This is a genomic window from Kaistella polysaccharea, assembly GCF_020410745.1.
Taxonomy (GTDB): Bacteria; Bacteroidota; Bacteroidia; order Flavobacteriales; family Weeksellaceae; genus Kaistella; species Kaistella polysaccharea.
Window position 1 is genome coordinate 1979918 of the sequence record NZ_CP084528.1, and the last position, 14940, is coordinate 1994857.

Annotated in this window: 13 protein-coding genes and 3 tRNA genes; 8 read left to right on the forward strand and 8 right to left on the reverse strand. The window is 36.2% G+C overall.

What is annotated here, in order from left to right:
• Positions 1-155: 155 nt before the first annotated feature.
• Entirely contained in the window at positions 156-1124 is a 969-nt protein-coding gene (locus LC814_RS09255; protein WP_226063651.1) for an ROK family protein, read from the reverse strand.
• Between the two features lie 207 nt (positions 1125-1331).
• On the opposite strand from LC814_RS09255, the gene LC814_RS09260 reads away from it, so the two are divergent.
• Positions 1332-2195 carry an alpha/beta hydrolase gene (locus LC814_RS09260; RefSeq protein WP_226063652.1) on the forward strand — a complete coding sequence of 288 codons (864 nt, stop codon included), beginning with the start codon at positions 1332-1334 and terminating at the stop codon, positions 2193-2195.
• 105 nt (positions 2196-2300) lie between these two features.
• Here the strand turns inward: LC814_RS09260 and secA are convergent, their stop codons facing one another.
• From secA to LC814_RS09275, 3 genes are all read right to left on the reverse strand, one after another.
• Entirely contained in the window at positions 2301-5372 is a 3072-nt protein-coding gene (gene secA / locus LC814_RS09265; RefSeq protein WP_226063653.1) for a preprotein translocase subunit SecA, read from the reverse strand.
• 114 nt (positions 5373-5486) lie between these two features.
• Complete coding sequence (locus LC814_RS09270) at positions 5487-5708, reverse strand: DUF2795 domain-containing protein (RefSeq protein ID WP_015807225.1); 222 nt, start codon at positions 5706-5708, stop codon at positions 5487-5489.
• A gap of 97 nt (positions 5709-5805) precedes the next feature.
• Positions 5806-6834, reverse strand: a complete 1029-nt coding sequence (locus LC814_RS09275) for a GDP-mannose 4,6-dehydratase (protein WP_226063654.1) — start codon at positions 6832-6834, stop codon at positions 5806-5808.
• 68 nt (positions 6835-6902) lie between these two features.
• On the opposite strand from LC814_RS09275, the gene LC814_RS09280 reads away from it, so the two are divergent.
• The 3 genes from LC814_RS09280 (at position 6903) to LC814_RS09290 (ending at position 10760) form a co-directional block, all read left to right on the forward strand.
• Entirely contained in the window at positions 6903-7166 is a 264-nt protein-coding gene (locus tag LC814_RS09280) for a hypothetical protein (RefSeq protein ID WP_226063655.1), read from the forward strand.
• A gap of 72 nt (positions 7167-7238) precedes the next feature.
• Positions 7239-8030 (forward strand): DUF2797 domain-containing protein, encoded by a 792-nt coding sequence (locus LC814_RS09285; protein WP_226063656.1) that lies wholly within the window; start codon positions 7239-7241, stop codon positions 8028-8030.
• A gap of 60 nt (positions 8031-8090) precedes the next feature.
• Complete coding sequence (locus LC814_RS09290; protein WP_226063657.1) at positions 8091-10760, forward strand: AsmA family protein; 2670 nt, start codon at positions 8091-8093, stop codon at positions 10758-10760.
• A 15-nt stretch (positions 10761-10775) separates the two neighbouring features.
• Here LC814_RS09290 and LC814_RS09295 read toward each other — a convergent pair whose 3' ends face one another.
• The 4 genes from LC814_RS09295 to LC814_RS09310 all read right to left on the reverse strand — a co-directional run bounded on the left by LC814_RS09295 (position 10776) and on the right by LC814_RS09310 (position 12006).
• On the reverse strand, positions 10776-11117 hold the full coding sequence (locus LC814_RS09295) for a hypothetical protein (protein WP_226063658.1): 342 nt from the start codon (positions 11115-11117) through the stop codon (positions 10776-10778).
• A 603-nt stretch (positions 11118-11720) separates the two neighbouring features.
• A tRNA-Leu gene (locus LC814_RS09300) sits at positions 11721-11804 on the reverse strand.
• Positions 11805-11810: 6 nt separating this feature from the next.
• A tRNA-Gly gene (locus LC814_RS09305) sits at positions 11811-11886 on the reverse strand.
• A gap of 38 nt (positions 11887-11924) precedes the next feature.
• Positions 11925-12006, reverse strand: a tRNA-Leu gene (locus LC814_RS09310).
• Between the two features lie 160 nt (positions 12007-12166).
• Here LC814_RS09310 and LC814_RS09315 point away from each other — a divergent pair.
• The 4 genes from LC814_RS09315 to LC814_RS09330 all read left to right on the forward strand — a co-directional run bounded on the left by LC814_RS09315 (position 12167) and on the right by LC814_RS09330 (position 14940).
• Positions 12167-12538, forward strand: coding sequence for a DUF3127 domain-containing protein (locus tag LC814_RS09315; RefSeq protein ID WP_226063659.1), 372 nt, complete (start codon positions 12167-12169; stop codon positions 12536-12538).
• Positions 12539-12592: 54 nt separating this feature from the next.
• Positions 12593-13246 carry a leucyl/phenylalanyl-tRNA--protein transferase gene (aat, locus tag LC814_RS09320; protein WP_226065808.1) on the forward strand — a complete coding sequence of 218 codons (654 nt, stop codon included), beginning with the start codon at positions 12593-12595 and terminating at the stop codon, positions 13244-13246.
• Positions 13236-14150, forward strand: a complete 915-nt coding sequence (locus LC814_RS09325; RefSeq protein ID WP_226063660.1) for a DMT family transporter — start codon at positions 13236-13238, stop codon at positions 14148-14150. The genes aat and LC814_RS09325 overlap by 11 nt, the downstream gene beginning before the upstream one ends.
• Before the next feature lie 136 nt (positions 14151-14286).
• Positions 14287-14940 (forward strand): CBS domain-containing protein, encoded by a 654-nt coding sequence (locus LC814_RS09330; RefSeq protein WP_226063661.1) that lies wholly within the window; start codon positions 14287-14289, stop codon positions 14938-14940.

Here is a 14940-nt window from a genome sequence, read left to right on the forward strand (position 1 = left end):
TTATTTTATTTTTAAAACTTTTTTTAATTCCTGATTACAAGAGGATATTTAAAGAATATAAGTGATTTTAATTAATATTTAGAAAATTTTAAAACCAATCTTCACTTAAAATCCTCTCGAAAAATCACGTTTTTAATTGTATGTTATAAAGCAATTTATTTCTCCCAAACAAGTGCGCTTGCGCCTAAAATGGCAGCATCTGCTTCATCCAATTCACTGAAAACAAGTTGTACCTTATTTCGGAAAATAGGCAAGAGATTTCGCTCCATATGCAATTTTGTAGGTTTCAATATATAATCTCCGGCTTTGATGACACCGCCAAATAGTAAAATCGCTTCGGGAGAGGAAAACATAACGAAATTAGCCAAAGCTTCACCCAATTTTTGTCCCGTATACCGAAAAACTTCAACTGCCGTTTCATCTCCTGCGACCGCACATTCATAAACTATTTTTGAATTGACTGCCTCTTCCGGGTAGTTGTTAAGCATAGAACCTGGAAATTCCACACGCATTTTTTTAGCTGTAATTGCAATTCCTGTTGCCGAAGCGTAGGCTTCCAGTGAACCTTCTGATCCTGTGCTCCAATGTTTTCTCCCGCCTGGTTTTACAATGGTGTGTCCGAGTTCACCGGCAAAACCATCGTGCCCATAAAGAAGTTGGCCATTTGTAATGATTCCACTTCCTACACCAGTTCCTAGGGTCATCATGATAAAATCTTTCATTCCACGTGCGGCACCAAACATCATTTCACCAAGAGCTGCAGCATTAGCATCATTGGTCATTTTACAACGAACACCAAACTTTTTTGTCATCAGTTCTGCAAAAGGAACAATGCCTTTCCAGTTGAGATTAGGTGCCTGTTCAATGGTACCTGTATAATAATTTGCATTGGGTGCGCCAACACCTATCCCGTCGAACTTTCGCTCATCACAATGTCTGTCGATAAGTGGAGTTAATTTTTCATACAATGCATCAATAAAATCTTCAACCAGTGGGAAATCATCGGTTTTTAAACTTCCTTTTTCCAGGATTACTCCGCGGTGATTAACAAGTCCGAATTTGGTATTTGTACCGCCGATATCAATACCGAGTGCCACTTGCTTCGAAAGATCTACTAATGCCATTTTTGTAAAATTTAAGCTTTAAAAGTACAAAAATTATTAGAATTGCTGTTAAAAAAGGTTTCTTTGACGGGATGATTTTAATTCCTTTTATATTGATGGAGGAATAAATTTATTAGATGAAAACACCAATATATATCTGTTTTTATTGTTGATAAAATATTCCGAGACAAATTATTATTTTGGTACAAAACTTTCTATAAGTACTTTATGAAAAAAAACATTCTTATATATAATTTTTTAGCAATAGGACTATGTAGTATAGTTCTTTCTTCTTGTAGTTCTAGATACCGCGTCAAAGTAGGGGAGCAGAGTGAAAAGAAAATATTTAATTTAAAATATGGTGATTCCCGTCAACAGACGATGGATGTTTTTATTCCTGCATCATTTAATAAAGAAACTCCTGCAGTAATTATTGTACATGGTGGCGCCTGGAAGATAGGGCGAAAAGAACACATGAAGATGATTCAGAAATTTCTGCATAAAAACAATATTCCGACAGCCAATATTAATTATCGTCTCGTCAATAAAAATACAACCTACAAGCAACAAGTGGAAGATATCGGTTTGGCTGTCGAAAAGATTAATGCTTTGGCGAAGGAAGAGGGTTTCCGGGAGGATAACTATGTGTTACTGGGTGAAAGTTCTGGTGGACACATTGCGATGATTTACGGATATAAGAATCCGCAGCAAATCAAGAAAATTATCTCACTGAGCGGTCCCACTGATTTTTATACTGAAAACTACACGAACTCTTTTTACTCCAAATATTCTTCGCGAACCCTACAGGATGTTGTGGGAGAAAAGTTTGACCGTAAAAATCTGTCGGAAGAATTTAAAAAAGCGAGTCCGATTGCGAATGTTTCTAATATACCAACCTTAATGTTTCAAGGAGATCGGGACATTTTAGTTAATAAAAAACAGGGTTTGGCTTTAGATTCAGTTTTAACAGAGAAGGAAATTCCGCACCAATTAATTTTTATGGAAAACACGGGTCACATTCCGCGGTTTTTCAGCAAAAAGAAAAGAGAGAATGTCATATTCCCCAATATTCTTAAATGGGTTAAAGGGTAAATTTTTTTACTTTATTTAGTGAAAAAGAGTTAAATTCTCTGAGTAAAAAAGAAAACCCAGCATGAAATTATCACGCTGGGTTTTTTATTATATGCTATAATGTACTTAAGCCGGGATTTCTCCTTTGTAGAGGAAAGAAACAATCTCTTTGTTGATTTTTTCTACCATTTCCGTAAAGAGATAAAAAGATTCCTGCTTGTAAATTACCAGTGGATCTTTCTGCTCATAAACCGCACCTTGTGACGAACGTCTTAAATCATCCATTTCTCTAAGGTGTAATTTCCAGTTTTCATCGATGATTGCAAGCGAAATATTTTTTTCGAAGTCATTGATCAGGGAATCACATTTAGATTCATACGCTTCTTTTAAATCAGTTACAATCGTCATGGTTTTAGTGCCATCTGTAAAAGGAACCTGAATCATTTTAAACATTGACCCTTGATTTTTATATACATTTTCAATAATCGGGTAGGACTTCTCTTTTAAAAGATTTAATTTCATCCGGTAATCTTCAGTTGCAGCTTTAAAAAGTAGGTCTGTAAGTTCTGGAATTTGTTTTGTCTTAAATTCATTTTCACTGAATGGAGCTTCCATCGTGAAGTTTTTGATGATTTCGTATTCGAATTCTTTGAAGTCACCATCCATTTTACCTCGTGTAACGAGTGATTGGGAAACATCAAAAATCATGTTTGAAATATCGTATTTCAAGTGATCTCCGAAAAGTGCATTCTTTCTTCTTTTATAGATTACGTCACGCTGTTTATTCATGACATCATCATATTCCAAGAGTCTTTTACGAATACCGAAGTTATTTTCCTCTACTTTTTTCTGTGCTCTTTCGATGGATTTAGAAATCATACCGTGCTGAATTACTTCACCTTCTTTATGACCCATTTTATCCATCATTTTTGCAATTCTTTCTGAACCGAAAAGACGCATCAAGTTGTCTTCCAACGAAACGTAGAACTGAGAACTCCCTGGATCTCCCTGTCTTCCGGCACGACCACGCAACTGTCTGTCTACACGTCGGGAATCATGTCTTTCTGTACCGACGATTGCCAAACCACCATTTTTCTTCACGTCGCCTTGCAATTTAATATCGGTACCACGACCTGCCATGTTGGTGGCAATGGTTACAACACCAGGTCCACCAGCCATCGCTACGATTTCTGCTTCACGTGCGTGAAGTTTCGCGTTCAATACGTTGTGCTGAATTTTTCTTAACTGAAGTGCTCTTGAAAGCAACTGAGAAATCTCCACTGAAGTTGTACCAACCAAAACGGGTCTTCCGTCTGCGGTTAATCTTTCAATTTCTTCGATTACTGCATTATATTTTTCACGGTTGGTTTTGTAGACCAAATCCTGTCGGTCATCTCTTACAATTGGTCTGTTGGTAGGAATAACTACAACATCTAATTTATAAATTTCCCAAAGTTCACCAGCTTCCGTTTCTGCAGTACCTGTCATTCCCGCAAGTTTGTTGTACATCCGGAAATAATTCTGAAGGGTAATGGTTGCAAAAGTTTGAGTTGCCGCTTCGATTTTTACATTTTCTTTAGCTTCAATCGCCTGGTGAAGACCGTCTGAATAACGTCTTCCTTCCATGATACGACCGGTTTGCTCATCTACAATTTTTACTTCGCCATCAATAACTACGTATTCATCATCTTTTTCAAATAATGTATATGCTTTTAGTAACTGATTCAGGGTATGAACTCTTTCAGATTTTACGGCAAAATCACTGAATAATTTGTCTTTGGCTTCAAACTCTTCCTCTTTGGTTAAATTTTTAGCTTCAACTTCGGCAATCTCAGTTCCGATGTCCTGTAAAACGAAGAAATCTTTATCCTCATTTCCCGCAGACATATATTCTACGCCTTTATCTGTAAGATCGATTTGGTTATTTTTTTCGTCAATAACAAAATATAAATCTTTGTCGACAATTGGCATATCACGGTTGTTATCTGCCATATATTGTCCTTCAGTTTTTTGAAGAAGTGTTTTGTGACCGCTTTCCGAAAGATATTTAATCAACTGACGGTTTTTTGGTAAACCTCTGTATGCTTGTAAAAGTTTAAATCCGCCCTCTTTTGTATTGCCGTTGTTAATAAGTTTTTTGGCTTCATTAAAAATAGCACTCACTGTTTTTTTCTGAATCTCTACAATTCTATCAACAGATGGTTTTAAAGTATCAAATTCTTGACGATCCCCTTGTGGAACTGGACCGGAAATAATCAACGGCGTTCTCGCATCATCCACTAAAACTGAATCGACCTCATCTACAATCGCAAAATTTAATTCACCCTGAACCAATTCAGATGGGGAAGTCACCATGTTATCTCTTAAATAATCAAAACCAAATTCATTATTGGTTCCGTAGGTAATGCTTGATTGGTATGCTTTTCTTCGTGAATCAGAGTTCGGCTGATGGTTATCAATACAATCGATAGAAAGGCCATGAAATTGATAAAGTGGTCCCATCCAAAGGGAGTCACGTTTCGCCAAATAATCATTTACCGTTACAACATGAACACCTCTTCCAGGAAGGGCATTTAAATAGATCGGTAAGGTTCCTACCAAGGTTTTACCTTCACCAGTCGCCATCTCCGCAATTTTACCATTGTGAAGAACAACTCCACCAATAAATTGCACATCGTAATGCACCATATCCCAATTGATAGGAGTTCCGGCAGCATCCCAATGGTTTTTCCAAACTGCAGTATCGCCATCTAATTCAACGAAATCTCTGGTTGCAGCAAGTTCACGGTCCATTTCGGTAGCTTGCACCCGAATTTCTCCGTTTTCTGCCAAACGGCGCGAAGTTTCTTTAATTAGGGCAAAAGCTTCAGGTAAAATATCAGAAAGAACTTTCTCTTCGATCTGATAGGAATCCTTTTTCAGGGCTTCTATCTGAGTAAAAAGCGCTTCTTTCTCATCGATATTCAGGGAATTCTTGATCTGTTCTTTCAGCTGATCAATCTGCGCTGAGATTTCTGCAGTGGCAACTTTAAGTTTTTCTTTAAATTCAGCAGTTTTTGATCGTAAGCCATCATCCGATAATTCGCGAATATCTGGTTCTACTGCTTTAATTTTGCTTACAACTTTTCTTACGTCTTTAAGATCGGTTATATTTTTATCACCAAGGAAACCTTTAAGAACTTTGTCTATAAAACCCATACTATTTACTTTAAGCCGATGTAGGAAACACGCAGCTATTTTATAATTTTAAATTTTTAGAATTTTTCTAAAATATAAAAGCCGATTGCCAAAGATGACCATCGACTGTGTTTTTTAATATTCATCTTCATTCCAGAGGAAATCATCGTCGGTTGGATAATCGCTCCAAACTTCTTCGATTGATTCATAAATTTCCCCTTCGTCTTCGATTGCCTGAAGGTTTTCTACCACCTCCATCGGGGCACCTGTTCTTATTGCATAATCAATAAGTTCTGCCTTTGTCATCGGCCAAGGTGCGTCGCTCAGATAAGAAGCCAATTCTAATGTCCAATACATATCATTTTATTTTTTGCAAAAGTATAAAAATAGGTGACATAAAAAATGTTTTTATCACTGATTTTCAACAAACTTTGGTTATTATTTTTATTTTTTTTCAGGAACCATTTCTCAAAAACCATTCCACAAACTTTTTTATGCCATTTTGGAAATGGGTGGCAGGCTGATAACCCATTAAAGTCTTGGCTTTGTGGATGTCGGCGTTGGTTTTCAGAACGTCGCCAGGTTGCATCGGGAAGGTTTCTCTTTCTGCTTTTTTTTGCAGCTCATTTTCTATAGTTTCTACCATTTCATTTAAAGATATGACTTGGTTTTCGCCGAGGTTTACAATTTCATAAACATCCGTTCGGGTTTCTAAATGAGTAACCGCTTTCTGAACACCTTCAATAATATCATCGATATAGGTGTAATCGCGCGCAGATGAGCCGTCACCGTAAATTGGTATTTGATTGTTTTCAGAAATATGTTTGGTGAATTTATGAATTGCCAAATCAGGTCTTTGTCTTGGGCCATAAACCGTGAAAAACCGGAGGTGGATCATATCAATTTTATAGAGATGATGATACACATGTCCTAAAATCTCTGTACATTTTTTAGTCGCAGCATAAGGGGAAATAGGCTGGTCAACCGCATCTTCTTCGTTGAAAGGGGTTTTCTCATTGTTGCCGTAAACGCTAGAACTGGAGGCTGAAATAAATTTAGTGATCTTAAACTCTTTCGCGAGCTCCCAAAGATGCATCGTTCCTTTAATATTTACTTCCTGATAATCCAATGGTCTTTCAATAGATGGGCGAACACCCGCCAAGGCCGCAAAATGGATAATTAAATCAATTTTATGTTTTTGAAAAATTTTTTCCAATCCTTCTTGGTCTCGAATGTCCTGATAGTAAAGTTGATATTGTTTGGAAGAGGTTTCAAAGATAAGCTTCTGAATATCAAGCTCTTTCTCATGAAAACTAAATTCCAACGTCTTGGTTACCGATTCAAGTGTATTTTTGATTTTAATTCGGTAATCATAAAAATCATCAAAATTGTCAATGTTAATGACAGAATGTCCATTTTTAAGTAAATGTTCAACCAAGTGCGACCCGATAAAACCGCTTCCGCCAGTGACTAAGTAGTTCATTTTCTATGATTTAAAGCATAATAATCTGCCGAATTATTTCGTAGTATTGCAAAGATAAATCAAAAGTAATGAAAACTAATATTATTAAGTATTCGTTAGTCTTAACCGCAACAATACTTATGCTTGCTTCGTGCAGCAAAAAAGAAACAGACGTTTCTGCCGTTGTTGAACCTACAACAGATCCTTTGATCCAGCAAGATTCTATTAACCTGAGTTATGATTCTGCTACAGTGAAAACAGCAGTCGGCTTACAAGATGAAGAAATGAACGCGCTGGAAAATGAAAGAAAAGACGCCGAAAAATTAAAAGAAGACAAACAAGATCAGAAATAACTTCTATCTCTTTATCAACTTAAAAACATCCGCTAAGGATGTTTTTTTTATATTTGATGTAAATAGTTACTCATGAAGTTCAGCGGACAAATTCTAAAAATGACCACTCAAAATGGCAAACCTATTCAATATTTTCTGAATTTAAATCATGATTTAATAAACATGAATCAGTTGATTGGGAAGACGTTGAAAATTAAACATATTGGCTATGAATGTGTAAACTGCGGTAATGATGAGAAATTATTCCGCATGGGATTCTGCAAAAACTGTTTTTTTGAAAGTCCTTTTGCAAGTGAAACGATTATCCGCCCAGAACTATCAACTGCGCATCTGGGAATTGGCGAACGGAATTTAGAAGTGGAAGAAGCGATTCAGTTAAAACCGCATGTCGTTTATTTGGCCTACACTGGCGATGTAAAAGTTGGCGTTACGCGGGAAAGTCAAATCCCCACGCGATGGATTGATCAGGGAGCCACTTTTGCGCTCTGTATCGCTAAAACCGACAATCGATATGAAGCTGGAATGATCGAGGTTGCCATGAAAGAACATCTTGCTGATAAGACCAACTGGCGAAAAATGCTGGAAGATGATTACGAAGATGATTTGGATCTGGCTGATTTCAGAGAAAAAATCAAGGAATATTTTCCAGAAGATTTTAAAAGTTTCTACGCTGGCGAAGAAGATATTGTAAAACTGGATTTCCCGTATGAATCGCCGGAAAAAATAAACTCATTTACATTAGATAAAAAACCAGAATTTGAAGGTGTTTTAAGAGGAATAAAGGGACAGTATCTTTCTTTCGAAGGGGGGAATTTTATTAATGTAAGAGGGCATGAAGGTTATGTGGTTGAAATGGAAGTCTGAAAAGATCCTTTCTGCGTTTATGTAATGAATTAGTGGCATAAAATTATCTATTGGACTCTCATGAAAAATAAATACTTTAAAATTTTTTCAATTGTCTTCGGGATTTTCCTCCTTATTTTTCTGGTGGGTAATTTTGGGCTGAATTTTTGGCTGAAGAAAAACTTACCAGGTTACATCAAAAATAATTCAGATTATATTGTCACTTACCAAACTTTAGATGTTGATTTAGGAAGCGGTGACATTCATTCTACTAGCATTTCTGTAAACAACCAAAATCCAGACAATAAAAATATACTCGGTCTTCAGGGAACCATAGATACGCTTTCTATTTCGCGTTTAGGGATTTACGATTTACTGTTTAATAAGAATATTTCTACAAATGATTTAACTCTCGTTCACCCTAAACTCAATATTATTCTTGCAAAAGAAGATCCTCAGAAAAAAGATAAAAAGCAGGAGATCCTTTTTGAAGATATCAAAATATCGCAGGGCGACATTCAAATTTTCCGGCATACAGGTCAGAAATATCTTTCTGTAAAAGAGCTTGATCTCAGCGTACAGGATTTAAAAATGACAAAAAATTCAGAGGATCAAAAATTACCCTTTGTGTTTGATAGCTACGACCTGAGCGGAAAAAATTTTTATTTTCGTCCTGACAATGTATATGCATTTACCGCAAAACAGATTACGACCGCAGATGGTCAGATGCGCGTAAAAAACTTTGCCATGAATCCACTCCTTTCGTATGGTAATTTCCGTAGATTTTATCCAAAAAAGCGAAACCTTTTCGATGTGAAGTCGAGGGAAATGAATTTTAAAGATATCTTGTTTAAAGGTGATAATTTGACGCTGAGCGACGTGAATTTTGAAGAGCCTGAAATCATCATGTACACCACCAACTCTCAGCCAAATGAGAAAAAGAAAAGTTTTACGTATGATGTTCAGCTGGAAAATGTCCTGATGAATGATGCGAAAATAGATATTCGAAAACCGACTGGAAATCCATTATTTGTTGCGCAAAATTTAACGTTGAAAATCAGCCGTCTTTTGATGAACGGGGAAACCGCGAAGGGAAATATTCCTTTTCAATATGAAGATTTCGACATCAAAGGCAGGAATATAAATTATGTTTCTACCAATGAAAATATTAATGTTGGTCTTTTAAATTTAAATCCTAAATCCGCCGATTTCACAAATTTTTCAGTCAAACCTACAAATAGTCGCGCAGATAAGACGAGTTTAGATTTGGTTGTGCAAAATATTAAACTAAATATCAAAGACTGGAAATTCATTAACAATAAATTAAAACTTGCTGTAAATGATGTTCTAATTAATCAACTGAATGGAACGGTAAAAACCGCTACTAATACCTCGAAAAAGAAACCGTCTTTTGATGGGATTCAATTACCTTTAACTGTTGGAAATGTGGTAGTTAAAAACTCGAATCTGGTGCTCGACAGCAAAGATCAACCTTTGGTTTTTAAAAATTTAAATGCCGGAATTCAGCAGGTTGAAATGAATGAAAAAACCATTAAAGACAAGTTCCCTTTCACCACTGGAAATTACAGCTTAACAACAAAAAACTTTAATTATAAAACAAAATTCTACAATCTTTCTGCAACGCTTTTCAAGTTGAATAAAAATGAAGTGCAGGTTTCGAACTTTATGATGAAACCAACGGTTTCGCGAGCGCAATATATTCGTATGATTCCAACTGAAAAAGATCTGTATGATATTAAGGTCAGTCAGCTTTCAGCAAAGGGAAAATGGGATTTGGTGTCTGAGAATAAATTCATGGATCTCAGCAATATGACTTTAAATAATGTAGATGCAAATATTTTCCGAAGTAAAATTCCGAAAGATGATTTAAGCGAAAAACCAATGTATTCTCAACTCTTAAGATCGATAAAATTTCCGGTTTTTGTGCAGAATTTAGATGTTAAAAACGCGCTGTTGGTTTACGAAGAAGATACCAAGAAAAGCGACGGCCCAGGAAAATTAACTTTCACCAATTTAAATATGAATGTGAAGAATTTGAATTCAGGAAAAATGAAAGGAAAACCAACGCTTATTCCGATTTCTATTCAGTGCAGGTTTATGGATACTTCGCCAATGAATGTGAAATGGAGTTTTGATACAGCAAATCTAAACGATGCATTTGCGATTTCCGGGAATATTGCCGATTTGCCAGCTTCCAGAATCAACCCGTTTATCGAACCTTATCTAAAAATACAGGCGACGGGATTAATTTCTGATCTTATATTTAATTTTAAAGGAACACAGCGAGGAATTGGCGGTACTTTGAAAATGGTTCACCAGAACTTGAAGATAGCAGTTTTGAAACAAACGGGTGAAAAAGATAAACTACTCTCTGCTGTGGCTAATATTTTTGTGAAAACAGATTCCGGAAACTATCCTGAATCCGTGGAGGTGGAAGGCGTGGAAAGAGATAAAACAAAATCGTTCTTCAATTTATTCTGGCGTGGAATTGAGCAAGGTTTAAAGAAAACGCTGATTGGTAAAAATGCGCCAAAAACAGAAGAATCGATTAAAAATACGGTTGGAAATACGAAAGTTGCATTAGAACAGAATAAAAAAGACCTGCAGGAGACAAAAGCGGAGATGAAAGAAAAAGTAGAAAACGTAAAAAGTAAAGTCCAGGAAAAAAAGGAGGCGGCGAAAGAAAAAGGGATTTTCAAAAAGATCTTTAAGAAAAAATCCGAAAATTAATTTCGGATTTTATAATTATTGTATATCGTATTCAGCCTTCTCGTGTACGGGCACTTTTCTCAGGAAATTATCGAATTCTTCCCCACTGTAATTACTTGTCGCGCCGTAAGAATCTAATATCGTTGCCAGTTCACCATCTTGATCTTCAATTAAATACAGTACTGCGTTATCATCAGGGTTGCTTTCCCCTTCGAAACGGTATGATTTAACGATGCATAAATCTTCTGGTTTATAGATTTTCTCTTTCTTGCCTAAAATCATCTGATGTTCTTCATTCATGCAGATTTCTTTCGTAATACCTTTTTTATTGAGGGTATTGTAGACTTCGGATAATGTTTTGAGATTGTGGATTGACATGATTTTTTATTTCAAAGGGTAATAACAAAAAAAGTACCACTAGTAAAATATCAACTATTTACTCCCAACTCGGTTTATGATTTCTTATTGATATTGTTTTTTCATTTTATAGGTTTTTCCATCAAGACTGAGGTCTAACTGATCTCTCCGAGTAGATCTTTATTTTAATCTTTATCGAAGTATGCTCCTTTTACCCAGGCTTCTTTCTGAAGTCCGTTCTGAAGCTTTATAAGTATGGCTTTCACTAATAATACTTTTATTAGGGTTGATTCTGTAGAAAGTTTAGTGGATGCGAGCGTATTATTCACAGATACTGGATAGAGTACTGTTTCTTTTTCTTCAGAATTTTCGGATCTATTTTCTTTTGTACAACTTAAAGCTATTAATGAAAAAAGCTGCGAGAAGCATTCGTTTTTTCTGGAAAATTTGAAGAAGAATATAATTAATGTATGCCGAAAAGATTCAATTTTAATTCATAATGGAGTAGGAAATAAAAAGGCACTATTTAAGTCCAGCAGTTTTAAAAAAGGAATTGCTAAACAGGTTTTCGCATTCAACAAACAAAAAAAACGCTGCTAATCAAATGATTAACAGCGTTTAAAGTACCTCGGACGGGACTTGAACCCGTACATCCTTACGGACACAGGATTTTAAGTCCTGCGTGTCTACCAATTCCACCACCAAGGCAAGAAGTGGAGCGAAAAACGGGATTCGAACCCGCGACCCCGACCTTGGCAAGGTCGTGCTCTACCAGCTGAGCTATTTTCGCAAATATATTTTTTAAAACTAAAAAATACTCAAAAAATGTGCGGATGGAGGGACTCGAACCCACACGCCTCACAGCACCAGATCCTAAGTCTGGCATGGCTACCAATTACATCACATCCGCTAAATGAACTCTTTCTCTTTTTTTTGTGAGTGCAAATATAAAAACTTTTCCCTACCAAACCAATAAATTTATTCTAAATTTTAATTTTTCCAAAATTAAGCTCAGAACTTTCTTTTTAGTTCCATTTTTATTACTTTTACCCCATTAACGAATTTATATCATGGAATTACAAGGCACAGTAAAGAAAATAACTGAAGTTCAGACGTTTGCAAGCGGTTTTCAGAAAAGAGAAATGGTCCTGATGACCGAAGAACAGTATCCGCAACCAATAAATATTGAATTTTTGCAGGAAAAAGGTGATTTGCTTAATCAAATCAAAGAAGGTGATAAAGTGAAAGTTGCCATCAATATCAGAGGAAGAGAGTGGACTTCTCCACAGGGAGATGTGAAATACTTCAATTCTATCGTGGGTTGGAGGCTCGAAAATGTAGCTTCTGATTCAAATGAACCTACGCAAGCAACACCTTCACAAACGCAACCAGCGCAAGGCGGTAATGTTTTTGAAGAGGAAGATGATGATCTACCTTTCTAAAATTTTAGCAAAATAGTTTAAAATCCTGCTTTCTTGGCAGGATTTCATTTTCCTATGATTCTCTTAAATCCCGACGAAATTTCTTTTCCTGATCCCGTTTATATGGAATCAGAATCTGGTATTATAGCGATTGGCGGTGATCTTTCCCCTGAGCGTTTGCATTTTGCATATCAGATCGGAATTTTTCCATGGTTCAATCCCGGCGAGGAGATTTTATGGTGGTGTCCAGATCCCAGATTTGTTCTTTTTCCTAATGATTTGAAAGTTTCGAAATCGATGAGGAAAATATTACGCGACGAAGTTTTTACTTTTACTGAAAACACCTGTTTCCGCAAAGTCCTGGAAGAATGCGCACATACTCTCCGAAAAGATCAAGACGGGACCTGGCTCTCCGAGGTTCTTATTGAATCTGTCGTGAATCTGTATGAAAAAGGGATTGCAAAAAGCATCGAAGTTTGGCAGAATGAAGAACTTGTTGGCGGCTTTTATGGCATTCAGATTGGCAACGTGTTTTGCGGCGAAAGTATGTTTGCAAAAGTAAGTAACGCTTCCAAAGCCGGTTTCATTCATTTTGTTCAAAGTCAGGGTGAGCATTTCGAATTAATAGACTGTCAGATTCACTCCGAGCATTTGGAAAGTTTGGGCGCCACAATGATACCGAAAAGTGAATATTTAAAAATTCTAAAAAATAACAACCATGAATCCTGAAAAAGAAAAATGGATATTGCTGATAGTTCTTTCCATCATTTGGGGTTCTTCATTTATATTGATCAAAAAATCGCTGGAGCATTTTAATCCCTACGAAGTTGGAGCCCTACGCGTTCTCATTGCAGGAATTTTATTGCTTCCGTTAGCCATTAATAATATTAAAAAATTTCCCCGCAAAAATTTAAAGTGGCTTATTCTGGCGGCAGTGACCGGAAATTTTATTCCTATGTTTCTCTTTCCGATCGCGGAAACCGCGGTTAGCAGTAGTATTGCCGGAATTGTAAATTCAATGATGCCTATTTTTGTCATTATTGTTGGTTTATTATTCTGGAAATTTTCTACAACAAAAAGACAGTTATTTGGTGTTGCCATTAGTTTTACCGGAGCTTGCATTTTAGCAGTTTCAGGAGGTGAAAGTGGCGAATTAAAACTTATTCCGATTTTACTTTTGCTCCTTGCAACCTTGGGTTATGCGATTTCAATGACGACCGTAAAGTCCAAACTTCATGATATTCCAGCGAAAATTCTTTCCGCATTTGTATTTTCCTTTGTTTTGATAGTGCCTTCACTCATTGCTCTGATCATCGCTGGATTCTTCAATGACCTTCATCCAGATAAAGGACTGTTTATTGGATTGGGTTTCGTGAGTTTGCTTTCCATCTTTGGAACTGGTCTCGCAATGATGTTGAATTACAGATTGCTGAATATTTCTTCGCCATTATTTGCTTCCACTGTAACATTGTTAATGCCCGTTGTGGCCGTATTATGGGGAATTCTAGATGGTGAGAAGTTAACGCCTCTCCAGTTTGTAGGCGGCTTAATAATTTTAGCAGGCTTAATTTTCCTTCGAGCAAAAACGCCGACAAAAGAAAAACCGCAAGACCCAAAAGCCGTGCGGTTTTAAATAAATCTAATAAAAAGTAAAAATGAAAGGCGACAAAGATAAATAAATTTTGTATTTGCGATCAAATTTTTACGCCGAATTTTTATATTATTTTAAAAGCGGTGCTTCTTTTTTTTTATTTTCCTAAATTTGACTCATGTTTATCAAAGATTATATTTCCAAGGATTATCCTGCCTTCAATACAAATGATTCTATTGAAGAAGCTAATGAAATGGCGAAAGAATTTGGGTACTCACATGTTTTCATTAAGAAAAGAGGTGTTTACCTGGGCGCGCTTAGCCAGTCTTTTTTGGAAGAAAGTCCCGAAGGTAATTTATCGACCTTAGAAATTCATTACGAAAGATTTGCCGTATTTGAAGATGGCAATATGCTGGATTCCGTGAAGCTTTTTCATACTTTCGGTAGTAATATACTGCCAATTCTCAGTAAAACAGAGAAGTATTTAGGATATCTTTCTTGTGATGATTTGTTTGGCGAATTCGCAAAATATCCACTTTTTTCCGAAACTGGAGCGATGCTGATTGTTCAGATCAACGAAAAAAGCTACTCCATGACAGAAATCGCAAAGATTGTAGAGTCGAACAATGCAAAAATTTACGGATGTTACATCAGTGCGTTTATCGGTGACGATGTGCAAATTACTTTAAAGATTAGCAGTGGGAACTTAAGTTCAATTGATGAAACTTTTGAACGGTACGGTTATAATGTCGTTCATAAATATTATGAAGACGAGAAAGAAGATCTGATGAAAGATCGGTTCGGATTTTTTCAAAAATTTATGGAATTTTAA